Source organism: Lentzea aerocolonigenes (assembly GCF_000974445.1).
GTDB lineage: Bacteria > Actinomycetota > Actinomycetes > Mycobacteriales > Pseudonocardiaceae > Lentzea > Lentzea aerocolonigenes.
Genome location: NZ_BBOJ01000047.1, coordinates 1 through 24736, shown reverse-complemented (window position 1 = coordinate 24736; position 24736 = coordinate 1). Strand labels below are relative to the sequence as shown.

22 protein-coding genes are annotated in these 24736 nt (G+C 68.1%); 9 read left to right on the top strand and 13 right to left on the bottom strand.

Annotated elements, in window-relative coordinates:
* Positions 1–63: 63 nt before the first annotated feature.
* From treS to AOM45_RS48375, 4 genes are all read left to right on the top strand, one after another.
* Positions 64–1872 (top strand): maltose alpha-D-glucosyltransferase, encoded by a 1809-nt coding sequence (gene treS, locus AOM45_RS48390; RefSeq protein ID WP_030467807.1) that lies wholly within the window; start codon positions 64–66, stop codon positions 1870–1872.
* A 7-nt stretch (positions 1873–1879) separates the two neighbouring features.
* Entirely contained in the window at positions 1880–3190 is a 1311-nt protein-coding gene (locus AOM45_RS48385; protein ID WP_030467806.1) for a maltokinase N-terminal cap-like domain-containing protein, read from the top strand.
* Positions 3191–3193: 3 nt separating this feature from the next.
* Positions 3194–5368: a 1,4-alpha-glucan branching protein GlgB gene (gene glgB / locus AOM45_RS48380; protein ID WP_030467805.1), complete on the top strand. Its 2175-nt coding sequence runs from the start codon at positions 3194–3196 to the stop codon at positions 5366–5368.
* Between the two features lie 112 nt (positions 5369–5480).
* Positions 5481–6851, top strand: coding sequence for a neutral zinc metallopeptidase (locus AOM45_RS48375; protein WP_030467804.1), 1371 nt, complete (start codon positions 5481–5483; stop codon positions 6849–6851).
* A gap of 1 nt (position 6852) precedes the next feature.
* On the opposite strand, the gene AOM45_RS51610 is transcribed toward AOM45_RS48375, so the two are convergent.
* Genes AOM45_RS51610 through AOM45_RS48360 form a run of 3 tightly spaced genes read right to left on the bottom strand, consistent with a single transcriptional unit; the run spans position 6853 to position 8566 of the window.
* On the bottom strand, positions 6853–7554 hold the full coding sequence (locus AOM45_RS51610) for a hypothetical protein (protein ID WP_156093837.1): 702 nt from the start codon (positions 7552–7554) through the stop codon (positions 6853–6855).
* The gene (locus AOM45_RS48365; RefSeq protein WP_051783426.1) at positions 7551–7916 is read right to left on the bottom strand and encodes a DUF6114 domain-containing protein; all 366 of its coding nucleotides are present in this window, start codon (positions 7914–7916) and stop codon (positions 7551–7553) included. The genes AOM45_RS51610 and AOM45_RS48365 overlap by 4 nt, the downstream gene beginning before the upstream one ends.
* A gap of 59 nt (positions 7917–7975) precedes the next feature.
* Positions 7976–8566, bottom strand: a complete 591-nt coding sequence (locus AOM45_RS48360; protein WP_030467802.1) for a DUF6230 family protein — start codon at positions 8564–8566, stop codon at positions 7976–7978.
* A 179-nt stretch (positions 8567–8745) separates the two neighbouring features.
* Between AOM45_RS48360 and AOM45_RS48355 the strand changes: the two genes are divergently transcribed.
* Both AOM45_RS48355 and AOM45_RS48350 read left to right on the top strand, forming a co-directional pair.
* Entirely contained in the window at positions 8746–10188 is a 1443-nt protein-coding gene (locus AOM45_RS48355) for a neutral zinc metallopeptidase (protein WP_030467801.1), read from the top strand.
* Positions 10189–10220: 32 nt separating this feature from the next.
* The gene (locus AOM45_RS48350) at positions 10221–11015 is read left to right on the top strand and encodes a helix-turn-helix domain-containing GNAT family N-acetyltransferase (RefSeq protein WP_030467800.1); all 795 of its coding nucleotides are present in this window, start codon (positions 10221–10223) and stop codon (positions 11013–11015) included.
* Positions 11016–11459: 444 nt separating this feature from the next.
* On the opposite strand, the gene AOM45_RS51605 is transcribed toward AOM45_RS48350, so the two are convergent.
* Positions 11460–11891 (bottom strand): hypothetical protein, encoded by a 432-nt coding sequence (locus tag AOM45_RS51605; RefSeq protein ID WP_156093835.1) that lies wholly within the window; start codon positions 11889–11891, stop codon positions 11460–11462.
* A 98-nt stretch (positions 11892–11989) separates the two neighbouring features.
* Here AOM45_RS51605 and AOM45_RS48345 point away from each other — a divergent pair, with 98 nt between their 5' ends.
* Positions 11990–12751, top strand: coding sequence for a DUF8189 domain-containing protein (locus AOM45_RS48345; protein WP_156093834.1), 762 nt, complete (start codon positions 11990–11992; stop codon positions 12749–12751).
* 139 nt (positions 12752–12890) lie between these two features.
* Here the strand turns inward: AOM45_RS48345 and AOM45_RS48340 are convergent, their stop codons facing one another.
* From AOM45_RS48340 to AOM45_RS48330, 3 genes are all read right to left on the bottom strand, one after another.
* Complete coding sequence (locus AOM45_RS48340; RefSeq protein ID WP_030467798.1) at positions 12891–13871, bottom strand: tetratricopeptide repeat protein; 981 nt, start codon at positions 13869–13871, stop codon at positions 12891–12893.
* Positions 13868–14689, bottom strand: coding sequence for an SCO6745 family protein (locus AOM45_RS48335; protein WP_051783506.1), 822 nt, complete (start codon positions 14687–14689; stop codon positions 13868–13870). The genes AOM45_RS48340 and AOM45_RS48335 overlap by 4 nt, the downstream gene beginning before the upstream one ends.
* Positions 14690–14769: 80 nt before the next feature.
* A complete protein-coding gene (locus tag AOM45_RS48330) occupies positions 14770–15075 on the bottom strand; it encodes an MTH1187 family thiamine-binding protein (RefSeq protein ID WP_030467796.1) in 306 nt (101 codons plus the stop codon).
* A 45-nt stretch (positions 15076–15120) separates the two neighbouring features.
* Between AOM45_RS48330 and AOM45_RS48325 the strand changes: the two genes are divergently transcribed.
* Positions 15121–15624 carry a MarR family winged helix-turn-helix transcriptional regulator gene (locus AOM45_RS48325; protein WP_030467795.1) on the top strand — a complete coding sequence of 168 codons (504 nt, stop codon included), beginning with the start codon at positions 15121–15123 and terminating at the stop codon, positions 15622–15624.
* Between the two features lie 44 nt (positions 15625–15668).
* A complete protein-coding gene (locus AOM45_RS48320) occupies positions 15669–16721 on the top strand; it encodes a phosphotransferase (RefSeq protein ID WP_030467794.1) in 1053 nt (350 codons plus the stop codon).
* Here the strand turns inward: AOM45_RS48320 and AOM45_RS48315 are convergent.
* From AOM45_RS48315 to AOM45_RS48290, 6 genes are all read right to left on the bottom strand, one after another.
* On the bottom strand, positions 16693–17016 hold the full coding sequence (locus tag AOM45_RS48315; protein ID WP_030467793.1) for a DUF3817 domain-containing protein: 324 nt from the start codon (positions 17014–17016) through the stop codon (positions 16693–16695). The two genes, AOM45_RS48320 and AOM45_RS48315, sit on opposite strands and share 29 nt — an antisense overlap.
* A 183-nt stretch (positions 17017–17199) precedes the next feature.
* On the bottom strand, positions 17200–18243 hold the full coding sequence (locus tag AOM45_RS48310; protein ID WP_030467792.1) for an ABC transporter permease: 1044 nt from the start codon (positions 18241–18243) through the stop codon (positions 17200–17202).
* Positions 18240–19151, bottom strand: coding sequence for an ABC transporter ATP-binding protein (locus tag AOM45_RS48305; RefSeq protein WP_030467791.1), 912 nt, complete (start codon positions 19149–19151; stop codon positions 18240–18242). Before AOM45_RS48305 ends, AOM45_RS48310 begins: the two co-directional genes overlap by 4 nt.
* Positions 19152–19228: 77 nt before the next feature.
* The gene (locus tag AOM45_RS48300; RefSeq protein WP_030467790.1) at positions 19229–20032 is read right to left on the bottom strand and encodes a 3-methyl-L-tyrosine peroxygenase-related protein; all 804 of its coding nucleotides are present in this window, start codon (positions 20030–20032) and stop codon (positions 19229–19231) included.
* Between the two features lie 83 nt (positions 20033–20115).
* Positions 20116–22362, bottom strand: coding sequence for a helix-turn-helix transcriptional regulator (locus AOM45_RS48295; RefSeq protein WP_063778360.1), 2247 nt, complete (start codon positions 22360–22362; stop codon positions 20116–20118).
* A 28-nt stretch (positions 22363–22390) separates the two neighbouring features.
* Positions 22391–24598 (bottom strand): GH92 family glycosyl hydrolase, encoded by a 2208-nt coding sequence (locus AOM45_RS48290; RefSeq protein WP_236704112.1) that lies wholly within the window; start codon positions 24596–24598, stop codon positions 22391–22393.
* Positions 24599–24736: the final 138 nt, after the last annotated feature.

Genomic DNA, 24736 nt, shown 5'->3' with positions numbered 1-24736 from the left:
CATCGACCTGAGGTGGATGAAGGAGCCCTTCATCGAGAACAACCCCCGACGAGGTGGGAGATCATGAACGAAGACACCCGTCCGGACGCGGCGCTGGGGCTGGAAGGCGTCCCGCACACCGGTGAAGCCATCGACGCCCAGGGAATGCTCGTCGAGCCTCAGGCCGAGGACTTCAGGTCCGCGCGGCCCGCCTCCGCGAACCCGAGCTGGTTCAAGGGCGCCGTGTTCTACGAGGTGCTGGTGCGCGCGTTCAGCGACTCGAACGGCGACGGGACGGGTGACCTCAGAGGACTCGCCTCCCGGCTGGACTACCTGGAGTGGCTCGGCGTCGACTGCCTCTGGCTGCCGCCGTTCTACGCCTCTCCGCTGCGCGACGGCGGGTACGACATCAGCGACTTCCGCGCGGTGCTGCCGGAGTTCGGCACCGTCGACGACTTCGTGTACCTGCTGGAGGAAGCGCACCGGCGCGGGATCCGCGTGATCACCGACCTGGTCCTCAACCACACCTCCGACGCGCACCCGTGGTTCCAGGAGTCGCGGCAGAACCCCGAGGGCCCGTACGGCGACTACTACGTGTGGAGCGACGACGACTCGCGCTACAGCGACGCGCGGATCATCTTCGTCGACACGGAGTCGTCGAACTGGACGTACGACCCGGTGCGCGGACAGTTCTTCTGGCACCGCTTCTTCAGCCACCAGCCGGACCTCAACTACGAGAACCCGGAAGTGCAGGAGGCGATGCTCGACGTCCTGCGGTTCTGGCTCGACCTCGGCATCGACGGGTTCCGCCTCGACGCCGTGCCGTACCTCTTCGAGGAGGAAGGCACGAACTGCGAGAACCTGCCGCGCACGCACGAGTTCCTCAAGCGCTGCCGCAAGGTCGTCGACGACGAGTTCCCCGGCCGGGTGCTGCTGGCGGAGGCGAACCAGTGGCCGTCGGACGTGGTCGAGTACTTCGGTGACCCGGAGATCGGCGGCGACGAGTGCCACATGGCGTTCCACTTCCCGCTGATGCCGCGCATCTTCATGGCGGTGCGGCGCGAGTCGCGGTTCCCGATCTCGGAGATCCTGGCGCAGACGCCGTCGATCCCCGAGAACGCGCAGTGGGGCATCTTCCTGCGCAACCACGACGAGCTGACGCTGGAAATGGTCACGGACGAAGAACGTGACTACATGTACGCGGAGTACGCCAAGGACCCGCGGATGAAGGCGAACATCGGCATCCGCAGGCGTTTGGCCCCGTTGCTGGAGAACGACCGCAACCAGCACGAGCTGTTCACCGCGCTGCTGCTGTCGCTGCCCGGCTCTCCGGTTCTGTACTACGGCGACGAGATCGGCATGGGCGACAACATCTGGCTCGCCGACCGCGACGCCGTGCGCACGCCGATGCAGTGGACGCCGGACCGCAACGCGGGCTTTTCGAGCTGCGACCCCGGCCGGATCTACCTGCCGGTGATCATGGACCCGGTGTACGGCTACCAGGGCCTGAACGTCGAGGCGCAGCTCAACAACTCGTCGTCGCTGCTCAACTGGACCCGCCGCATGATCGAGGTGCGCAAGCAGCACCACGCGTTCGCCGAGGGCGACTTCAGCGAGCTCGGCGGCTCGAACCCCAGCGTGCTCGCCTACAAGCGGCTGTGGAAGCGACCGGACGGGCGCGAGGACATCGTGCTCTGCGTGAACAACCTGTCACGCTTCCCGCAACCGGTCGAGCTGGACCTCTCCGAGCACCGCGACTACACGCCGCTGGAGCTCACCGGAGGTGTCAAATTCCCCGCGATCGGGGAACTCCCTTACCTGCTGACCCTTCCCGGTCACGGTTTCTACTGGTTCCAGCTGGTAGAGGCGGGCGACGACAGCGAAATGAGGTGAATCGCGCGTGATCGACCCCGACGAGCTCACCGACAAGCTGGTCACCACCCTGCCCGACGTCCTCCCGACCCTGCGCTGGTTCGGAGGCAAGGACCGTCCGATCACCGCCGTCCGTCCACTGCGGACGACGCCGCTCGCGGAAGACATCGCCCACGCGATCGTCGAGGTCGAGCAGCCCGGCCGCACCGAGGCCTACCAGCTGATCATCAGCGAGCACTCCGACGGCTACGACGCCACGTCCGATCCGGAGCGGAACGGCGTGCTGCTGACCAAGATCGCCGCCGGCGAACAGGTCGGCGGCATCACGTTCGCCCACGAGCCGGGGGTCGAGCTGCGCACGTCGTTGCGCGGCCGGCCGATCGGCGTCGAGCAGTCGAACACCTCGTTGATCTACGGCCAGCAGTACATCCTCAAGATCTTCCGCAAGCTCTCCCGCGGCGAGAACCGCGACCTGGTGCTGCACCGGGCGTTGCGGTCCGTCGGCTGCGAGCACATCGCGCTGCCGCTCGGCTCGATCTCGACCGAGCTCGACGGCGAACCGGTGACGCTCGCGATGCTGCAGGAGTTCCTGCCGGACGCGGTCGAGGGCTGGGACATGGCCAAGACCTCGGTGCGCGACCTGATGGCGGAAGCCGACCTGCACGCGTTCGAGGTCGGCGGCGACTTCGCCGGTGAGGCCCAACGGCTCGGGCACGCCGTGGCGAAGGTGCACGCCGACCTCGCCGAGGCGCTGGGCACGAGGCTCGCCGACGACGACGCGATCACCCAGGCCATCGCGGGCATGCAGCGGCGGCTCGACACCGTGCTGGAAGCGGTGCCGGAGCTGACCCGGTACGAGGGACCGCTGCGCGCCGCGTTCGACGAAGCCCGCCACCACATCGGGACGATCCCGATCCAGCACATCCACGGCGACCTGCACCTCGGTCAGGTGCTGCGGACCGTGCACGGCTGGCTGCTGATCGACTTCGAGGGCGAGCCGGCCGCCGGTGTCGCCGAACGCAACGCGCTGCGGTCGCCGTTGCGCGACGTGGCGGGGATGCTGAGGTCGTTCGACTACGCGGCACGGCAGCTGCTGATCGGTCAGCCCGACGACGACCAGCTCGCCTACCGCGCGATGGAGTGGACGAAGCGCAACCGGGCGGCGTTCTGCGACGGCTACGCCGAGGTGGCGGCCGACCCGCGGGACAACACGCACCTGCTGCGCGCGTTCGAGCTGGACAAGGCGGTCTACGAGGTCGCATACGAGCACGCCAACAGGCCGGAGTGGTTGACGGTTCCGCTGTCGTCGATCGCCCGGATGACCAGCGGAGGAGAATAAGCCGTGAAGGCCGACCTGGACCGGCTCCTGTCAGGTGCGCACCACGACCCGCACTCGGTGCTGGGTGTGCACACCGTCGGCGATCAGGTGATCGCACGGGCGTTGCGGCCCGGCGCGACCTCGGTGGCGGTGTCGTGGGGTGACAAGCAGGTCGAGCTGCCGCGCATCGCCGACGCGCTCTTCGAGGGCGAGCTGCCCGAGGCTCCCGGTGACTACCGGCTGCTGGTGTCCTACGGCGACCACACGGTCGAGGTCGACGACCCGTACCGGTGGCTGCCCACCGTCGGCGAGCTGGACCTGCACCTGATCGGTGAAGGCAGGCACGAACGGCTCTGGGACGTGCTGGGCGCGCACGTCCGTTGCTACGAAACGATCACCGGCGACGTCACCGGTGTCTCGTTCGCGGTGTGGGCGCCGAACGCGCGCGGTGTGCGCGTCACGGGTGACTTCGACGGCTGGGACGGGCGCGCGAACCCGTTGCGCTCCATGGGTTCCAGTGGTGTCTGGGAGGTCTTCCTGCCGAACGTCCCGGTGGGGTCGCGGTACAAGTTCCGCATCCTCGGCCAGGACGGCGTGTGGCACGAGAAGGCCGACCCGATGGCGTTCGCCACGGAGACGCCGCCGCAGACCGCTTCCGTCGTCACGCGGTCCGAGTACCAGTGGAACGACGCGGAGTGGGAGGCCCGGCGCGAGGCGACGCAGTGGGCCAACGCGCCGATGTCGATCTACGAGGTGCACCTCGGTTCGTGGAAGCCGGGTCTCGGCTACCGGGAGCTGGCCACGGAACTCGCGGACTACTGCGAGGACATGGGCTTCACGCACGTCGAGATGCTTCCCGTGGCGGAGCACCCGTTCGGCGGCTCGTGGGGCTACCAGGTCACCTCGTACTACGCGCCGACCTCGCGGTTCGGCTCGCCGGACGACTTCCGGTACTTCGTCGACACGCTGCACCAGCGCGGCATCGGCGTGCTGGTCGACTGGGTGCCCGCGCACTTCCCGAAGGACGCCTGGGCGCTCGCGAAGTTCGACGGCACGCCGCTGTACGAGCACGCCGACCCGCGCCGCGGTGAGCAGCTCGACTGGGGCACGTACGTCTTCGACTTCGGGCGCAACGAGGTCCGCAACTTCCTGGTCGCCAACGCGCTGTACTGGATCGAGGAGTTCCACCTCGACGGCCTGCGGGTGGACGCCGTCGCGTCGATGCTCTACCTCGACTACTCGCGGCCGGAGGGCCAGTGGCTGCCGAACGAGTTCGGCGGGCGCGAGAACCTCGACGCGGTGCGGTTCCTGCAGGAGCTCAACGCCACCGTCTACCGCCGCCACCCCGGTGTGGTGATGATCGCCGAGGAGTCGACGGCGTGGCCCGGCGTCACGCGGCCGACGCACCTGGGCGGGCTCGGGTTCGGGTTCAAGTGGAACATGGGCTGGATGCACGACACGCTGCACTACCTGTCGCGTGAGCCGATCCACCGGTCGTTCCACCACAACGAGATGACGTTCTCGCTGGTCTACGCGTGGAGCGAGAACTTCGTGCTGCCGCTGTCGCACGACGAGGTGGTGCACGGCAAGGGCTCGCTGTGGGGCCGGATGCCGGGTGACGACTGGAACAAGGCCGCAGGCGTGCGGTCGCTGCTCGCGTTCATGTGGGCGCATCCGGGCAAGCAGCTGCTGTTCATGGGCGGTGAGTTCGGGCAGCGGCAGGAGTGGTCGGAGTCGCGGTCGCTCGACTGGCACCTGGTCGAGCAGGAGCCGTTGCACCAGGGCATCCAGAAGCTGATGCGGGACCTGAACTCGGTGTACAAGACGGCGGCGGCGTTGTTCTCGCACGACGTCACGCCCGAGGGGTTCCAGTGGATCGACGCCAACGACGCCGGCGGCAACGTGCTGTCGTTCCTGCGCGTCGGTGAGGACGGCTCGACGCTGGCGTGCGTGGCGAACTTCGCCGGCATGCCGCACCACGACTACCGCGTGGGCCTGCCCGCCGGTGGGCGGTGGAAGGAGCTGGTGAACACCGACGCCGCGCACTACGGCGGGTCCGGGGTGGGCAACATGGGTGGTGTCGAGGCCGAGGCCAGGCCGTGGCACGGGCGGCCGTACTCCGCGGTGCTGCAGCTGCCGCCCGCGGGTGTGCTGTGGCTGGTTCCCGAGGTCCCCGGCGTGCTGGGCGAGGCGGACTGAGGCGTCCGGCGGGCTGGTGAACCTGATCAGCCCGCCACACGTTGGCCTCTGTATGCGCCTGAGTTCGACGAGTAGGACGCCCCTCAAGCCGACCGGCAGGCACAATGGGTCCATGCGGCACCGGAGCATCGCGCTGATCGTCGCCACCGCCCTGCTCGCGGTGGGCTGCACCGCCCAGATCCCGGGGCGTCCCCGTGCCGCCAAGGTGGTGAAGAAGGAAGCCTCCACCGAGACCGTCCAGGTGCGCGGGTCGGACAACGGCCCGATCGACAAGCTGGCCGCGACGGCCCTCACCGACATCGACGACTTCTGGAAGACCTCGTTCCAGCAGACGTTCAACAAGCCGTGGAAGCCGCTGACCGGCGGGTACTACTCGGTGGACACGGCCGACGCGACGGCCAAGCCGCCACCGTGCACGCAGAAGGCCGCCGACGTGGAGGGCAACGCGTTCTACTGCCCGGCCGCCGACGCCATCGCCTGGGACCGCGCGTCGCTGCTGCCGGTGCTGCAGGACCGCTTCGGCGAGGCCGCGGTGGTCGTGGTGCTCGCGCACGAGATCGGTCACGCGGTGCAGAACCGCATGGGCATCACGCCGGAGGCCGAGCGCCGCGAGCCCGAGAAGTACCCGACGATCCTCACCGAGGCCCAGGCCGACTGCTTCGCGGGCGCGTTCGTGCGCAACATCACCGACGGCAAGTCGCAGCGCCTCGACATCGGCACGGACGCCCTGGACAAGGCGCTCGGCGCGTTGATCACGTTCCGCGACCCGGTCGGCACGTCGCCGGAGGACGAGCAGGCGCACGGCAGCGCGTTCGACCGCGTGGCGGCGTTCCAGGACGGCTACGAGCAGGGTGCCAAGTTCTGCGCCGCGATGTCGGTCCAGAACCGCACGTTCACGCAGCGCGCGTTCACGAACACGCGTGACCGGGCCAACGGCGGCAACCTGCCGTTCTCCGAGATGCTCGAGTCCGTGACGCCCGACCTCGACGGGTACTTCAAGGGCCTGGCGACGGCCGCGGGCAAGACCTGGTCCTCGCCGCGTGCGGAGTCCTCTCCGAAGGAACCGACCTGCTCCGGTGACCAGGGCCCGGTCGCGTACTGCCCGTCGGACAAGACCATCAAGATCGACACCAACGAAGAGCTGCCGATCCTGCACAAGGAGCTCGGCGACTACGCGACCGGCACGTTGATCGCGACCCGGTACGCGCTGGCCGAGCTGGCCGTGCAGGGCAAGCCGACGGAGGGCGAGGGCGCCTCCGCGGCCGCTCTGTGCCTGGCCGGGGCGTACACGGGCGCGGTGTTCCAGCGCCAGGACGGTTTCGGGCTCTCGCCGGGTGACTTCGACGAGGCCGTGACCGTGCTGCTGCGCTTCGACTACGCGGCCCGTGACGCCAAGGGAGCGAACGCGGTGGATCCGGGCTTCGAGCGCGTCGCCCGGTTCCGCGAGGGTGTCTTCGAAGGCGCGAAGAAGTGCGGGGCCTGAGTCAGCGCCGTTCGACCGGCGCCTGGTCGGACACGACCGAGATCCGCGCGCCGGGGATCTTCAGCGTGCCGCCCCTGAGGTCCGTGTTGCGGACCGTGACCTCGGTGAAGACCGCGAACGGCACGTTCAGCGGTGGCGGGTGGGCGGCCGAGTAGTCCACCGGGATCTTGATCCCGAGGATGTCCAGGTTGCCCTTGAGCTGCACCGTGAACAGCTCGATCCGGCCTGACGACACCGTGGACGTGCTGCCCGGCCGTGCTGCCGTGATCAGCTTCGTCCCCGGCGAGATCTCACCGGACTGCACCAAGTCCTTGATCTTCATGTCGGTGGTCGTGAACTTCAGGACCTTGATGACCTGACCGTTCACCACCGTGTCGACGATCCCGGCGAAGTTGAGGCCCCCGAGCTCCAGCCGTGAGGCGGTCAGGGTCCATTCACGCCCTCCGCCCGCCACCGGGGCAGGGGCCGGTGGCGGGGGCGCCGGCGTCGAAGGCGGCACCGTGCTCGGCGGAGGCTCCTGCACGGATGACGACGTCGGCGGTGGGGTGGAACTGCTGCTCGAGGTGGGCGGTGGCTCCGAGATCGTCGTCGTCGGGGCCGGTGAGCTGCTGCTCGACGGAGGCGGAGGCTCGGTGCTCGACGGCGGTTGCAACGCCAGCACCGCGACCACTGCCACCGCGGCCAGCGGCGGCGTTCGCATCATGTGGGCTGAACCCTCTGGGTCTGTTCGGGCTCGGCGCCGTCGTTGCGCTTCGCGGCCTTCGGCTTCTTGGGCTCGGTCGTCCACGCCACGGCGAGCGCACCCCCGAGCAGGCACGAGAGGGTGCCGACGACGAAGCCGCCGAGGTTGGACACCACGACCGCGACCAGCGACAGCAGCACCGTGACGATGCCCGCCGCGAGCCGGAACCGGGGTGCCACCCACAACGCCACCGCGCAGACGAGCAGCACCGCGCCGATCAGCAACGCGGACACGCCGCCGAGCGTGTTGATCGAGATGACCATGTCGCCGAACTTCAGGGTGGCGAACGGCGGAGACAGGATGATCACGGCGCCGACCGCCACGAACAGGCCGGCTCAGAAGGGCCGGCCACGTCGCCATGCGGTGAAGGCGCGCCAGGCCCTCAGAAACACTCTTGCTTCCCCTGGCGGATCGACAGGTTCATGCCCTTGAACCTGATGGTCTGAGCCGTCGTCGACCACGCGGTCTGCTTGAGACCGGTGATCTTCGCCGAGTCGGCCTGCAGACCGAACGAGCCCGGCAGACCCCTGAGGTTCTCCGGTCCCTTGTTGACCTTGCTCGCGTCGATGCCGATGTCGGGAGCGCCCAGCTCGAGGTCACCGGACAGGTCGGTGAGGTTGACGACCAGGTTGTCGGCGGACATGCCGCCCACGCCGTCAGCGGTGATCCTCAACGTGATGTCGCCGACGATCGGCATGTTGGCGACGAACACCGACTGGCAGAACTTGTTCAACGAGGCGGTCTTGAAGCCGCTGACCGCGACGACGTGCACCTGCCCGGCACCCGCGTCGATCCCGCCGAACTGGACGAATCCCTTGCCGTCCAGGTAGTCCGCGGACACCTTGAAATCTTGGCCGGACACCGCGAACGAGGCGGCCAGCGCTCCCTGGGACATGCCGAAGAGGAGGGCACCGACACCCACTGCACCGATACCGAGCACCCCTGCGAACCGTGCCCAGCGCGTTCTACCCATTCCGCCTTACTCCTTCCACACCGAAGGCTTGCGAGGGCGACTGTGCGCTCGAAACATAGGCAGGACAACGAAAACGAGTCCGCGCAGTTTTGAAATCACCCCGGAGGGTGAGAACGTTTCACGTTTGGCCCTGGTCCTTCGCGCACACGGCCGAACGCCGCTTAGTAGGGTTCGCCCCCATGGGGATCGGACGAATCGCCGTCGCTTTGGTCGCAACCGCAGCGCTCACCGCCTGCGCCTCCGTGGTCGAGGGCGACCCGAAGGGCGAACGCCCCGACCCGACGAAAGTCGCCGGCCTGGAGATCTCCAACGGCCCCTCCGGCCCGAAGCAGGGCGTCCAGGACGCAGACCTCAGCGTGGAGAACGGCGACGGCGGCGAGATGGACCGCCTGGCGATCAACACCCTCGCCGACGTCCAGGAGTTCTGGACCGCCGAGATCCCCAAGTCGTTCGCGGGCAAGACCTTCGAGCCCGTGAAGCGGTTCATCTCCTACGACTCCAACGGCAAGGGGGTCGAGGTCTGCAAGCTCAACACCACCGGCGTGGCCAACGCGTTTTACTGCGCGCTCGACGACAGCATCACGTGGGACCGCGGCGAACTCCTCCCGATGCTCAAGGACGCCTTCGGCCCGATGGCCGTGGTGACGGTCCTGGCCCACGAGATGGGCCACGCCGTCCAGTACAAGCTGGGCCCGGCCTCGAACATCGGCGCCAACACCCCGTCGATCGTCAAGGAGCAGCAGGCTGACTGCTACACCGGCGTCTTCATGCGGTGGATCGCCGAGAACAAGTCCAAACACTTCGAACTCTCCACCGGCGAGGGCCTGAACCAGGTCCTGCAGACGATGTTCTTCATCCGCGACTCCGCGGGCACCTCCTTCGAGAAGCAGGGAGCCCACGGCAGCGCGTTCGACCGCGTCTCGGCCTTCCAGTTCGGCTTCACCCGAGGCGCCGCCCGCTGCGCCGAGATCAACGAGGCCGAGATCGCCAAGCGCATCACCGAACGCCCCTTCGACCTGTCCGACAAGGACCAGGGCCAGGGCCGCGGCAACGCCAGGATCGACCAGGACAAGTACCTCAAGGCGCTGGAGGAGTCCCTCCGCGACGCCTACAAGTCGAGCGGCGCGGCCTTCCCGTCCTTCGACAGGGCAGGCATCAAGCCCTGCAACGACGCCCAAACCACCTCCCCCGCCTCCTACTGCCCGGCGGTGAACGAGGTCCAGCTCGACCTCCCGTCCCTGGTGAAGATCGGCACGCCACCCAAAAAGGGCACCAAGGGCGGCATCGGCGACTTCGCGGCGTTCGCCGTGATCGCCTCCCGCTTCTCGTTGTCCATCCAGCACGCCACGGGCTTCAAACTCGACGACGACGCGGCAGGCCAACGCACCGCCTGTCTGACCGGAGCCTGGGCGGGCCTCACCAACCGCCCGGACCCGGCCGCAGGCCTGCGCCTCTCCCCAGGAGACCTCGACGAGGCAGTGGCCGAACTCCTGGCAGACGACAGCCTCATCGCGGCGGACGTGAACGGCAAAGCCGTCCCCTCGGGCTTCGCCAGGGTGGAAGCCTTCGGAGACGGCTTCTTCCGAGGTTCCTCCACCTGCGTGAAGAAGTATTCAAGTTGATTCCAGCATCGACGCCCGTCGATACTTCCCCCGTGCTGACCGATGAAGCCGCGACCTACGCCTCGTGGTTCTCGACCCTGTCCGACCCCACCAGGGTCCGCCTGCTCCACCACGTGGCCTCGGCCCCCGGCGCGGTGACCGTAGGCGAACTGACGGCCCTCCTGGGCGTGAGCCAGTCCACCTGCTCCCACCACGTCCGCAAACTGGCTGAGGTCGGCTTCGTCCGCGTGGAACGCGAGGGCACAACCACCCTCGTCACCGTCAATCCGGCGTGCTGCACCGGCCTCCCCCACGCCGCGGACGCCGTGATGGGCGCCCTCAGCACGGGTTCGGTGGCCCCGGTCTCCGGCGTGAGCATCCGCCCCATGACGGCCGCGGACTGGCCGGAAGTCCGCCGCATCTACGGCGAGGGCATAGCCACCGGCAACGCGACGTTCGAAACCGAGGTCCCCTCCCGCCGCACGCTCGAATCCAAGTGGCTACCGGACCACCGCTGGATCGCTCTGCTGGACGGCGACATCGCGGGTTGGGCAGCCGCAACCCCGGTCTCGGCCCGCGAGTGCTACTCCGGCGTGGCCGAGACGTCGATCTACGTGAGCGACGCGCACCAGGGCCGAGGCGTGGGCAAAACCCTGCTGCACCACCAGGTCTCCGCAGCAGACGCAGACGGCCTGTGGACCCTGCAGGCCGTGATCTTCCCGGAGAACAGGGCAAGCATCGCCCTGCACCACAGGGCAGGTTTCCGCACTGTTGGCGTGAGGGAACGAATCGCCCAGCACCACGGCCAATGGCGAGACACGGTGCTACTGGAGCGCCGCCGCTCCTAGGCCTTCCATTCCAGGACTCTCAGAGTTCGACCGGGGATACGTAGGGCGGCTGCGGGCTGCAGTTCAACGGAACTGAGCCGATTTCGTGCCGTAGCACGGCCAGGCCACATCAGGACCCATTCGGTGTCCGCAAGGCCTCTGGCAGCAAGCCGAAGCTCATGGAGTTCCGCTTGATCAAGCGGCGCCCGCCCGTGGCACCCCAGAACGGAAAATCCAGTTGAAGACCAGCTCCACCGAGCGACCCATTAATCGTTTCTTGGAAACTCCGCAAGAGCCACACCCAAGACGTTCACGTCTTGCAACCGTCCAGCCATCAGGTAGGTTTCTCCACTCTCGACCACATTCTCAAACACGCCCACGTCGAGGTCGCCGCCAGTCCACGTTCCATTCATTCACCACAGTCGCGCAGCTACCAGCAGCTCAGCATCAGCACGCCGTAGCGGTTCAACCCACCTTGAAAATCTTGCCCACGATGGAGCCCGGGGCTGGAGATTCTTCAAATAGAGGACTTGGCGAGTTCGCACGAACGGCCACCTCTGCCCAGAACAGAAATCCGGCAACAATATAGTCGCAATCACCCAAACGGCTCAGGATAAACATTTTCGAGCCAGACCAATCCGCCCCGACCCGACTCTCCTCCAGGCTCATTACACTTTTCTCTGCGACAGCCAGGTGCAGCCCCTCATATCGATCAGCGATAGAGATGCGCGATACATCCTGGAAAAGAACATCAAAGATTCGCGGCAGATCTTCGCTCTCAAAATCCGCAAGAAAGCCGCGTAGAAGTACCTTGCTATGACCCGCGTCAATACTCCAAGGCTTGAACCTACCCTTCAGGGCAGAGGGAAGAGAACCTCGCACGACCTCGACAGTCATTTCACCAACGCCCAATCATCAAGATCGTTGTTCCAGCGGTAGAAGTCAACCTTGTCCATCATCCCAGCAGCATTCACTTGAAGCAGTTCCCACTGTGTGTGAGTAAGCGCATCCGGGTGCGTCTTCAGCGCGGACGCGAGCGCCCTGGCCGGTCCACCGCCGGCGCCACGAAGACCATCAAGCAACAGACAGTGGACGGCCACGTGTGGCCGTGGGCGCCAGTCGGCTTCTCCAATCTGGCAGGCGAGGTGACGGTCCTGCCTGCCGCCGGTGACGCTGACGACCTCGAGGTTCTGGTCACCTACGCCTCCGGTTTCGTCGTCACCTCCCGATACGTGAACCGGGCACTCACGAACGTGCGAACGGTGAGCGCCGGCGCCATCACGGGCAGGCCCGCCGGTGTGGTCAAGCTCGACGGCAAGGTGCAGATCTTCGGGCGCCGGGCCGACGGCAAGATCTACACGGTGCGCGACACCGCTTCTGGCCTGGACACGACCTGGTCCCTGATCGACGGGATCAGCACTGACGGCTCCCCTGCCGCGGTGATCAGCGGCGGGCGGATCACCCTCGCGGCTCGCGCCACGGACGGATACATCTACACCAACAAGCAATCGAGCACGGACGGTCCGTTCACCGGCTGGACCAAGCTGGTCGACTCCCGCACCGGCAACGCGTGGCCGGCGGACACTGAGCCGTCAATGGTCGTGCTGAGCGGTGGGAAAGTCGTCGTGATGTACCGCAGCGCCGACGAGGTGACCTACGCATTCGAATCAACCCCCGCCGCAACGAATGTGACAGCCAGATCCGTCTCGGCCGGTGACAGATACGTCGGCGGGCCTTCACCCAAGCCTCGACGCTAGCCGTTAGGTCGCCGCCGGCACGAGGAATCCGTGCCGGCGGACGTCGACACGCTGAGAAGGTGCCCTGGACTGCAGGGACGTGACTCGCCTGCGGTCACGACCGAAGCAGTTCAGGAGCACCCTTCTAGTGGCCGAGTCATCAGTACAACGCCGAAGCCAGGTTCCGCCGAGCCGCGGCCACCCGAGGATCATCGGCCGGGAACAACTCGAACAGCCCGACCAAGTGCTGCCGAACCCGATCCCGATCATCCCCGTAAACCCGCCGAACCACATCGACAAGCCGCTTGAAAGCCTCGTCGACCTGCTGCAACGCAACCTGAGCATCCGCGGCGGCCAACTGAGCGTCGATGTCCTCCGGCGCACCATCGGCCTTGTCGATCACAGTCGGGTCAACAGCCTCGGCACGTTCAGCGAACTTGGCCTGCGCCAGCCCTTCCTTGGCCAGCTCGTTGCCGGGCTCAGAAGCCAGGATCTGCGAGTAGTACCCCTGAGCGGCCGCGTAGTCACCGCGCTCAAAAGCCTCCTCAGCAGCAACGATCCGAGGGTCCTCAACCACTTCCTCTTCAACCGGCACCCCAGCCCGAGCCTCCCCGGCCCGAATCCCGGGCAACCGATCCCGCAAGGCGTCCAGCAATCGGGCGATCCACTGCGTCAACTCGGCATCAGCAATGGGCCCGGCGAACGCATCAATGGGCTGACCAGCTGCAACAGCGACCGTGGTGGGCACGGACTGCACCCCGAACGCCTGCCCGATCCGAGGCGCCTGCTCCAGATCGACCCGCGCCAAGATCCAGGACCCACCGGACGAGCCCGCCAGCCGGGTCAGCGAAGCAGCCAGCTGCTGCGACTCCGGGCTGTACGAGGCCCCCAGCAGGACCACCACGGGCACCTGCAGGGACTGCTCGACCACGGCCTGGAACGAGGCCTCGGTGACGTCCACGATCCACGGCGCGGAGCCGTTGTCGGGCCCACCCGGCCCAGCCGGCCCACCCGCCGGAGCAGCAGGCATGGCGGCGGCCTGGCGAGCGGCGTCGGCGCGTGCCTTCAGGGCACCCAGATCGACGGCGCCCGAGAGCGCGGCGGACAGAGCGGCGGTCTTGCGAGGATCAGGCCTTGTCACGTGTTCCATCCTGGCACGGCTAGTTCCCGGACCGGGTCCAGGGCCATCGGGTTGACGCGCATCGCCTCGTTGGCCGAAGCGATGCGGAGAGCGAGCGGCGTCATCAGGTCGATGAACCGCGAAGTTCGAGACGCGCCCAAGGCCTCCCACGGCGCGAGAGCAGCAGCGTCGGTTGCGCGCTCCACCGCGGCGAGGTCGCCGGGAACGTCGGCTTCCTCCCACTCCTCGACTGTCCAACCACGCGCGGCCCGCATGTATGCCGGATCGAGGGAATGTTCCCGGGCGTAGAGCGCAAGCGCTTGGCACGGACCCACTCCGTGCGCGACCAGGGCGGCCACGTGGCCGTCACCGCGGGCCTCGCGCAGGATCGTGCAGGCGTGCCACAGGGCCAGATGAGGCTCAGCAGGCCACGGCAGCGCGCGGTTCGCGGCCGCCAGCGGACGTCCTGCCAGCGGAGCAGCCAGCGCCGCGGCCCGAGCCAGCGACGCGGCCTCGGCGATCTCCGGTGTGTCGACGGAGCCCAGCATCCGGCGCAACGCCGCGTCCACGCCCTCCAGCCGCACGCGCAGGTACTCGGCAGGCGACGCCACCGCCCAGGCGTCGGGCAGTGCGCGCGAGACCATGCGCGGGGCGAAGTTGTAGAAGACGGCCGTCACCAGCTCCGGGGATGCCGCGCCCAGCGGTGCCGCGCGCATGCCGAAGTAGCCCATCCAGCCGCCCTTGCAGCCCAGCGCGTCGGTCGCGGCGCGGGATTCGGGCGTGAAGTACGTGACGTCGTGGTAGGGCTCGAACCTCAACCACAGCTGCCTCGCGTCCACGCCCGACACGCTAACCCAGTGAACGCCCGCGCACGGGTTCCCTCACCGGGGCGGCGTAGAGCGTTCGGCCATCCGAGGCCTCACGACGGGTCGGAGAGGTGCTCCTCGATCCGTTGCACCTTGGCCGCCAGCTGACCGGTGTAGCCGGGCCGGATGTCCGCCTTGAGCACGAGGGACACGCGCGGAGCACCGGCCTGGACCGCCTCTGTCGCGCGCTTGACCACGTCCATCACCTCGTCCCACTCCCCCTCGATCAAGGTGAACATCGCGTTCGTCTCGTTGGGCAGGCCGGACTCCCGCACGATCCGCACGGCCTCGGCGACGGCCTTGGCGACGCTTCCCGACGAGTCCGAACCGGACGGAGCGACGCTGAACGCGACAAGCACACGTGCCTCCTGATGATCCATCGGTGGTACTGACTGGTAGCTTCGATGCCCATGACACCGCTGCCGTTCGATCCGATCGCCCGCGCGGCCGAGCTGTGGGACGACCGGGTGGGTTCCTCCACGTCGATGGCCGCCGTCACGAGCGTCATGCGTGTCCAGCAAATCATCCAGTCCGCCGTGGACGCAGCCCTCAAGCCGCACGGCCTCACGTTCGCGCGCTACGAGGCGTTGGTGCTCCTCTACTTCTCCCGCAAGGGCGCGCTGCCGATGCGGGTGATGGGCGAACGCCTCCAGCTGCACCCCACGAGCGTGACGAACATCGTCGACAGGCTGGAGAGCGACGGTCTCGTCCGCCGCACCCCGCACCCGACGGACCGCCGGACCACGCTCGTCGAGATCACCGACGCCGGTCTGAAGCGCCGTGAGGACGCGACCGCGGCGGTCGTCGAGGTGAACCTGGGTCTGAAGGGCCTCACCGACCGGCAGACCGAGCAGCTCACCGAACTGCTGGCGAAGGTCCGCAGGGCGAGCGGCGACTTCGAGGACTGAAAAACCGTTTGGGCACCGGCCGCGCACTGTGGCCTGATGGGCCCATGCACTGGGAACGCCCGGACCGGTCGATCATCGCCCTCGTCAGCGCCCCCAGCGGTTTCGCCGGCCGCACCGACCCGATCCCCGTCGGCACCCAGGACTGGAACCACGTCGAGCCCGTCAACGCGGTCCTGCGCGACCTGCTCGGCGTGCCGACCAGCGTGCTGCGCCTGGTGTCGGTCGAGGGCGGCAACGCCCCGTTCGGCGGCGTCGTCACCTACCACGTCGAGGCGCACGGCGAACCCGACCGCACGCACCTGAAGCCCGCCCGCGAACCGGAACCCGACGCCGAGCACAGGCTGCCGTGGGCGCGGCTCGGCGGTCCGTCGGAGCTGGTCGAGTGGGCCGACGCGGTCGTGACCCGCACCGGACCGGCCGTCCAGGTCCGGACCTGGAACCTGTCCAGCGTGCACCGGCTGCCCACCGCGGACGGTCCCGTGTGGCTGAAGGCCGTCCCGCCGTTCTTCGCCGACGAGGGCACGGTGATCAGGATGGTCGCCGCGCACGACCCGACCCTGGTGCCCGAGGTGCTCGCCAGCGCACCGAACCGGGTGCTGCTCAGCCACGCCGAGGGCGGCAGCTGCCGGCACCTCACCGAGGAGATGGTCGAGAAGGTCGTGCCGCGCTGGGTCGCGGTGCAGCACGCGCTCGCGGGTGAGCCGCGGCTCCAGCCGACCGCGGTGCCGATGCCGTCGTTCGGGCTGCCGGACACGTTGACGCACGGCGACTTCCACTCCGGCAACTGGCGCGACAGCGGCGTGGTGATCGACTGGTCCGACGCGTGCTGGGGTCACCCGGCGCTGGACGCCTGCCGGCTCGCGGAGTACAACCCGCAGCTGAGCGAGGTGATCGGCCGGGTGTGGAGCGAGGCGTGGCTGGCCCTGCGACCGGACAGCCGGCCGCTCGAAGCCCTCGACGTCGCCCGCCGCGCCTCACGCCTGCACAACGCGGTGAAGTACCAGGAGTTCCTCGACAACATCGAGGCCTCCGAGCGCATCTACCACGAGGGCGATCCGGAGACCGAGCTCAGAGCTGTTCGGGCGCTGCCTCGTTGAGGCGGCCGGTCTTCGAAGCCCAGCGCTCGAAGATCACCGTGCCGAACGGCGGGATGCTCGACAGCAGGCCGAGGAGCAGCGTGCGGCCGTCCCACTTCAGCGGCTCCTTCGCCATCAGCGTGACGAGCACGAAGCCCACGAAGATGACGCCGTGGATCGGGCCGAAGATCTTCACGCCGATCTCGTTCTGCACGACGACGTACTTGAAGAACATCCCGAGCAGCAGGCCGGCCCAGGAGATCGCCTCGGCCAGGGCGAAGATGCGGAACCGTCCAACCGCGGTGGAGAACGTCATGGCTCCCCATCATGAACCGTGACAGGGAGCACAACGCACCCAGGGCGAGGGTTCGTGTCGGTCGTCCGGTCAACCGCTCGTGCCGAATTCGGCGAAGCCCAATTCGGTGCGAGCGATTCGGCCGGATGACCGACTTGTGGACGAACCCTCCGTCGCGCGGCAGCGCGACAAATCAACACAGCCCTATTCCTCCCATTTGAAGACGCGTGAGGCGAGGAACCCGACGACCAGAGCGAAACCGGTCAGGATCGCCGCCGGCACCGCCAGTGCCTCGATCCCCTTGCCCCGCACCAGCACGTCGAGCATGCCGTCGTTCATGTGCCGCAACGGGAAGATCTTCGACACGGTCTGCAACCACGCCGGCGCCTGGTCGACGGGGAAGAACGTGCCGGACAGGAACGCCATCGGCAGCACGACGATGTTCGCCGCGGCCGACGCCGCCTCCTCGGTCTTCGCGAACGCGCCGACCAGCATGCCGAGCGCGAAGAACGCGATGGTTCCCAGCATCAGCAACGGAATCGCGAGCCACCACTGCCCGGACAGCTTCAGCCCGAACACCGGCAGCGACGCGACGCCGACGAAGACCCCGCCCTGCACCAGCGCCACGCCGGCACTGACCAGCAACCGCGACGACAGCACCGAGGTCGCCGAGACGGGCGCGAGCCGGATGCGCCGCAGCACCTGCTTGCGCCGCCACGACACGAGGGTCAGCGCCGAACCGAACACCGCGGACACCGCGATGCCCCACGACAGGATGCCCGGCGTGAGGTACTGGATCGGCTTGAGCGAGGCGTCCTCGACCTTCTCCGCGGCGAACGTGAAGCGCGGCGGCTGACCGGTCGCGGCGAGGTTCGCCTTGTCCACGAACCCGTTGATGATCCCCAGCACGGTCGCCGACTTGACCTGGTCGCTCTGCGCGAACCGCACGTCGAGCTGCTGGCCGCGCACGATCAGCGCGGCGGGCAGGTCGCCGTCCTTCACCTTCCGCACCGCGGCATCGGCGTCGTTGTAGGGCTCCAGCTCCAGCACGCCGCTGTCCCGCAACGCCGACACGACCGGGCCGTCGCCGACCACCGCGATCTTCGTCTTGTCGGCGCCGACGTCGCGCAGGATCAGGCCGAAGATGATGAGGAACATCAACGGGAACAGGAAGGTGAAGAACAGCGTCACCTTGTCCCGGATGAACCCTTTGAACATCGCCAGCGAGAGCGTCTTGAACGCGGTCATGCGCGGTACTCCCGCCCGGTCAGGTTGAGGAACACGTCTTCGAGGGTGGCCGTGCGGACCTGCAGGCCGTCCAGCGCGCCCCGTTCGGCCAGCGCGGACAGCACGGGTGCCGGGCGGCGCGTGGAGATCGTCAGCGACACCTCGTCCTCGTGCGCCTCCTCCACACCTTCCAGCGCGGTGGCGTCCACGACGGACAGCACGCCCTTCTGCAGCGTCACGTGGGTCGGCGCGTCCAGGCCGCGCACCAGCACCGCGGGCGGGTCGAGCGCGAGGATCCTGCCGTTGTCCATGATGGCCACGCGGTCGCAGAGGATCTCGGCCTCGTCGAGGTAGTGCGTGGTGTACACGATGGTCTTGCCGCGCTTCTGGATCGCGCGCAGCACGTCCCAGAGGTTGCGGCGCGCCTGCGGGTCCAGCGCGGCGGTCGGTTCGTCCAGGAAGACGATGTCCGGGTCGTGCATCAGCGCGCACGCGATCGAGAGTCGCTGCCGCTGGCCGCCAGAGAGCTTGTTCTCCTGCTCGTTCGCCTTGTCCGTGAGGCCGACCAGTTCGAGCATCTCGTCGGCCCTGGTCGAGTTCACGCCGTAGAGCGAGCCGAACGTCTGCAGCTGTTCCTTCGCGGTCAGCTTGTCGAAGAACGACGACGCCTGGAGCTGCACACCGATGCGCGGCAACAACTTCACGTTGCGCGGCCACGGACTCTCACCGAGCAACCGCACCTCGCCGCCGTCGGGCTCGCGCAGCCCCTCGATGATCTCCAGCGTGGTCGTCTTCCCAGCGCCGTTGGGCCCCAGGATGCCGAAGAACTCCCCCTCGGCCACGGTGAACGAGACGCCGTCCACCGCTTTCAGCTCGCCGTAGCTCTTGCGGACGTCCCGCACCACGACAGCCGATCGTTCCTCCGTCATGGCGGGGACGTTAGGTCAGCGCAGGGTGATCGTCGTGGCGGAACGACGAAAGTCGCAGCGAAGTCGAGACGAACGAGCTAGTTCCCCGCCACCAGCAACGTACTTGCGGTGCCGACGCCGTCGAGCCTTCGCAGTGCCGCGGCGAACTGTTCGAACCTCGCCCGCGGGACGGCGGCGCGCACCTCGCCGATCACCTGCCAGAGGTAGCGGTGCTCAGGAGTCTCGCCGATCGGCGACTGCGCCTCGCGGCTCGCCGGCCGCACGTCGGAGGCGAACGCGAGCGCCACCGTCGCGGCACGCAGGCACGCGGTCGCGAGCGTGACGCAGTCCTCGACCAGCGTGCGGTCGTCCTCGGCCCGCACCACGCCGCTGACCGCGAACCGGACCACCTGCATCAGCGCGAGGTGAAGGCGGTGGCCCGCCCGGGCCCGTTCGTGCGGCAGGTGCTCGGTGCGAGGACCGGGAGTCACCACGGTCATGCCGACCTGGGGGCGGCGCAGCACGTGGTCGAAGAGCGCGGTGGGCGCCCACAGCAGGGTGCGCCAGGAGTCCTCGCTGATCGAGGTGCCTGCCCTGGCGGCGTTCTCCAGCACGTCGAGGTAGGCGATCAGGAGGCCGGAGAGGAACACGCCACCGCGGTCGCCGCCGACACGCTCGACGCCGAAGCGTTCGTCGTGGCAGGCGTGCGGAACGCCGTGGCAGGGCGTCCACTCGATCACGCTGTTGCTCGCGAGCACCACGCGCGCGAGGCGTTGGTGCACGGGTGACGCCGAGAGCACCGTGTCGTCCAACCCCATCTGGACGAGCGTGGACGCTGCGTGCTGCAACGACTCACGCCGCCGCGGCACGAGGTCGGGGTGCAGCAGGCGGAAAGGTTCCACGTCGCCCCCTCCCCTCGGTTGGTTGCGTCAACAATGAACGCCGAGGGGCACGAAGTCATCCGGATGAACCGCAGCGTTACGTCTCAGTTGGACTGCGCCCAGGTCACCAGCTCGGCGCGCGTCGTGAGGCTTAACGCCGTCTTCACGTTGCGCACGTGGGACTCCACGGTGCGGTCGGAGATCCCGAGCTTCGCCGCCACTTGCGCGTTCGTCATTCCCTGCGCCACCAGCTCGACGACCACGCGTTGCCGGTCGCTCAGCACCGGGTCCTGCACGATCTCCTCGTCCAGCGCGGTTTCCAGGGCGTGCCGGACGTCCATCGCCCGGCCGGCGCTCAGGGCTCTGGTGAAAGCCGCGCGGGACAGGGCTTCCCGGGCGAGGTCCAGTGCGGCGGCCATCTTCCCGCGCCACCACGCCTCGGTCGGAACGACCCAGGACGTGCGCATCTGCTGACAGGCGGCCAGAAGGCGCACGCCGATCTCGTGCCGTCCGGACAGCACGGCGACGAGTCCCCTGCCCTCGATCGACTCCAGCACCGCGCGTGGCGACGAGGCGGAGAGCCGGGCGCTGTCGGCGAACCGCGCGCCGGCCGTCGCCACATCCCCCCGTTCCAGCGCGATGCAGCCCGCCGTGTGCACCGAGATCGCCACGACGTCCTGCCGCGCATGGGCTTTCAGGACAGGTGACGCGGCGTCCACCAGGACGGCGGCGGCCTCGGCATCGCCCTGGACGAGCAGCCTCCAGCCGAGGTTGTGACTGGACACGGCCACGCTGACATCGTTGCCGTTGCGGCGGCCGTGCCGGATCGACTCACGCAGCGCCCACGTGGTGTTCGCGACGTCGCCCGCACCGTCGTACGCGGTCGACAGCGTCCGGTGGAGGCGACACATGATGTGGTCCTGCCCGCCGGCCTCCGCTGTCTTGATCGCCTCCAGGGCGTGCTCGACAGCTTCCTCGTGCCGTTCCTCGTGCCCTGCCAGCAACGACGCGTACTCCAGCGCGAGGATCCGGTAACGGGCATCGGCGGCCGACTGGTGCAGCACCTGCATCAGCACCGCGCCCGCCTCGGTGAAGTAGCCGCGGTCGAAGCACACCCTCAGCACCATCGTGGCGAGCATCAGCCTGCGTTCGTCCTGCGGTGCCACCAGATGCCCGAAGGCGTACGCCACGTTGTCGTACTCCTGGTGCAGCGCCTCGACCTGTTCCGGCGCGAGGATCGACGACGAGACACCGGGTTCACCCTTGCCGCACAACCACTCGATGATCCGTTCGGCGGCCACGGCGTACTCGCTGTGCTCGCGCAGGCGTTCCTCCGCGTAGAGGCGGACCGACTCGAGCATTCGGAAGCGGCCGTCGTTCTCCCGCACCACCAACGACTTCGCCTGCAACGCCGTGAGCAGACCGATGACCGGACCGCCGTGCACCACCTGGGCGATCTCCAGCCCGAACCCGCCCGGCAGCAGCGCGAGCCGCCGGAACAGCTCTTCCTCCTGCGGCGTCAGCAGGTCGTGACTCCACGCGATGGCCGCGCGCAAGCTCTGGTGCCGCGCCGGTTCGCCCGCGTCGCTGAGCAGGTCCAGGCGGTGGTCGAGACGGCTCGCGAGCTCCGTCAGCGGCACGGAGGCGGAAACCTTCGCAGCGAGTTCCACCGCCAGCGGCACGCCGTCGAGCCGCGCGCAGATCGCCGCGATCGCGTCCTGGTCGCCCGGCACGCCCGCGCGTTCGGTGAACAGCCGGACCGCGTCGCCGTCCATGCCGTGCAGCGGGAAAACAGCCTCACCGACCGCTCGCAGCGCTTCCCTGCTGGTCGCGAGGACCTGGACGTGCGGGCAGCGCGCCAGGAGCGCGTCCACCACGGCACAACACTCCTCGATCAGGTGCTCGCAGTTGTCGACGAGCAGCAGGATCCGCCGGCTGCCGAGCTCCGCGAGCAACGTCGTCCTGAGGGCGACACCCGCGTGCTGGTACACCCCAACGGCTTCGGCGAACGCCTGCACTACCTGGTCCGGACGGCTCAACCTGCCCAGCTCGACCGTGCGCACCTCGACCCGCCGGTGCCGCCTGGCGACCTCCACCGCGAGCCGGGTCTTCCCGATCCCCGCCGACCCCACGAGCGTGAGCAGCCTGTGCTTGCGCAGCAACGAAAGCAGCTCGGCCAGCTCGCGTTCCCTGCCCACGAACGCGTCGTCGTGACCGGGCAGTTCGGCGACCACAGTGGACGTACCGGCGTTCCTCCTGCGGTAGGCGCGCTGACGGCACGCGTTGGAGCAGTACCGCGCTCGTGAAGGCAGGGACGCGAAGTCCGTGCCGCAGTTCGCGCAGATCCCCATCCGGGGAGCGTACGACCGTTTCAGCGTCTCAATTGGAAAGTGTGTGGAGGTCGACCTCGAGCGTGGTCCCCGAACGCAGCTCCGCGAGCTCGATCCGATCACGTGACTTCGCGAGCCAGCCACTCCGAATCCGCTGCACCACCTGCGTCTTCGTGACGTCCGCGGCCTCCGCCTTGATCACGATGTCCTTGCCGTTCTCCAGGTGGACCACGGCACGCCGGAACCTGGGCGCGTGCGGCACGAACTCACCGGTGCCCGGCACCGCGGGGTACATCCCGAGCGCGCTGAACACGTACCAGGCGGACATCGTGCCGAGGTCGTCGTTGCCCGTGACGCCCGCCGGCCCGTTGACGAACAACGTCTGCGCGGCCCTGACGACCACGGACGTCTTCTCCGGCTTGCCGATGAGCGCGTACATCCACGGCGCGTGCAGGTCCGGTTCGTTGTTCGGGTTGTACCTGAACTGGTTGTAGTAGTCGTACGGCCCGACAACCCACTTCTCACGCACGGTGCGCGCGGGATCGGTCAGCAGGTCCGCGAAGGCGAAGAAGTCATCGAGCCGAGCCTCAGCCGCCGCCTTGCCGCCGAGCGCCGTGATCAGGCCGGGCACGTCGTGCTGCGCGAGCCACTGGTACTGCCACGCGGTGCCTTCGTGGAACCCCTCGGGCCCCTGCGGCGTGAACGGCGTGAGCCACGCACCGCCCGCGAGCTTGGGCCGCGGGAACCCGGTGAACCCGCGGTCGGTGACGCTGTGGTCCCAGAGCGCCCGGTGGTTGAGCCCGCGCCGCCTGAGACGTTCGGCGTCCTCCTTGTGCCCGAGCTCCTCGGCCATGATCGCGAGCGTCGCGTCGGCCAGCGCGTACTCGAGCGTCGCCGAAGCCCCGTGGTGCGGATCGGTGTCCTGCCCCTTCTTGGGGAAACGCTTGTCGTACTGGACGAAACCGTTGGCGAGGTAGTTCGGGTTCCCGGACCGCCCCTGGAACCGCGAACTCTGCGGCGGCACACCGTCGACGTTCTGGACGAGTGCTTGGTAGGCCTGCTCCTCGAAGCCCTTCAGGTGCCCGAACCGCCAGAGGTCGACGAGGAACGGCGTGACCGGATCGCCGGTCATGCAGTTCGTCTCCTGGTTCGCGTACGCCCAGCGCGGAAGCCAGCCGCCCTGCTCGTGAATCGCGAGGATGCTCCGCGCGATGTCCTTGCTGCGCTCCGTGCGAAGCAACGCAAGAAGCTGGTTGTGCGCGCGATACGTGTCCCACAGCGAGAAGTACTCGTAGTAGGTCCAGCCATCGGCCTGGTGAACCTGGTTGTCGAAGCCCCGGTACCGCCCGTCGACATCGCTGGCTGTGCATGGCTGCAACAACACGTGGTACAGCGCGGTGTAGAAGACCGCGCGCTCGTCCCAGTCCTCAGTCTCGATCTCGATGCAGCAGAGCTCTTTGCGCCACGCGTCCTGGGCATCGTTGCGGAGTTCGTCGAACGTCTTGCCGCTGGTCTCGGCGTCGAGGTTGGCTTTGGCGCCCCGTTCGTCCACTTGAGACAAAGCGGTGTACGCCGTGACGGGCCCCGGTTCGAAGGTCACCCAGGCACCCCTGAGGCCCGCACCACCCGCGGACTCTCGTTGCCCCGGCTTGGATCCGGTGGGCCCCCAGGTGCCGAACTCTTTGAACGGACGGTCGAACCTCGTGGTGAAGTAGGTGAGATAAGGACGGCCGCCGCAGAACGCCTGCGTCTCCACGGTTCCGGTGATCGTGCGATCGTCGACGACCCTGACAGAGCTGGCGGACACGGGCTCTTTGTCGTTGGCCTGGCCGACGTTGACGAGAAGCGTTGCGTTGACACCGCTGGGGAACGTGTACCGCTCAACCCCGGCCCTGGTCGTCGCCGTGCACTCGACGGTGATGTCGCGCTCCAGCTTGACCTTGTAGTAGCCGGGCTTGCCGATCTCCCCGTCGTGCGAGTACTTGGCGCCGTAACGCTTGTGGTCAAAACTCGCCGGCAACTGCGTGACGGGAAGGATCGGTACGAGACCGCCCTGCTCCCAGCACCCGGCACCGGACAGGAAGAAGTGCCCGAAGCCGCGGATGACCGTGTCGTCGTAGCGGTAGCCGGCGTAGTGGGAGCCGACCGGACTGGAGTGCGCCTTGCCGAAGGGCATGGACGCGCCGGGGAAGGTGTTGCCCTCGTCCTTTGTGCCGATGAACGTGTTGACCGACTCAATGGGATCCAGTGCGTCCACGGTCTCCAGCCTAGTTGGGTTTACGAGGGTGGAGGGGGTGGCCGTGTGGTCCGGTTGGGTGGTTCGGCGCGGGTTCCAGCGGGGTGGTCACCTTCTGCTGGTGTGGCCGCCTTGTGTTGGTGGTCGCTTTGGGTCGTA

What these genes read in the sequence shown, in the direction of transcription:
- AOM45_RS48355 (WP_030467801.1), top strand. Translation starts at nt 8,746, where the DNA reads ATGGGGATCGGACGAATCGCCGTCGCTTTGGTCGCAACCGCAGCGCTC.
- AOM45_RS51605 (WP_156093835.1), bottom strand. Translation starts at nt 11,891, where the DNA reads ATGACTGTCGAGGTCGTGCGAGGTTCTCTTCCCTCTGCCCTGAAGGGT.
- AOM45_RS48320 (WP_030467794.1), top strand. Translation starts at nt 15,669, where the DNA reads ATGCACTGGGAACGCCCGGACCGGTCGATCATCGCCCTCGTCAGCGCC.
- treS (WP_030467807.1), top strand. Translation starts at nt 64, where the DNA reads ATGAACGAAGACACCCGTCCGGACGCGGCGCTGGGGCTGGAAGGCGTC.
- AOM45_RS48325 (WP_030467795.1), top strand. Translation starts at nt 15,121, where the DNA reads ATGCCCATGACACCGCTGCCGTTCGATCCGATCGCCCGCGCGGCCGAG.
- AOM45_RS48310 (WP_030467792.1), bottom strand. Translation starts at nt 18,243, where the DNA reads ATGACCGCGTTCAAGACGCTCTCGCTGGCGATGTTCAAAGGGTTCATC.
- AOM45_RS48375 (WP_030467804.1), top strand. Translation starts at nt 5,481, where the DNA reads ATGCGGCACCGGAGCATCGCGCTGATCGTCGCCACCGCCCTGCTCGCG.
- AOM45_RS48360 (WP_030467802.1), bottom strand. Translation starts at nt 8,566, where the DNA reads ATGGGTAGAACGCGCTGGGCACGGTTCGCAGGGGTGCTCGGTATCGGT.
- AOM45_RS51610 (WP_156093837.1), bottom strand. Translation starts at nt 7,554, where the DNA reads ATGATGCGAACGCCGCCGCTGGCCGCGGTGGCAGTGGTCGCGGTGCTG.
- AOM45_RS48295 (WP_063778360.1), bottom strand. Translation starts at nt 22,362, where the DNA reads ATGGGGATCTGCGCGAACTGCGGCACGGACTTCGCGTCCCTGCCTTCA.
- AOM45_RS48315 (WP_030467793.1), bottom strand. Translation starts at nt 17,016, where the DNA reads ATGACGTTCTCCACCGCGGTTGGACGGTTCCGCATCTTCGCCCTGGCC.
- AOM45_RS48305 (WP_030467791.1), bottom strand. Translation starts at nt 19,151, where the DNA reads ATGACGGAGGAACGATCGGCTGTCGTGGTGCGGGACGTCCGCAAGAGC.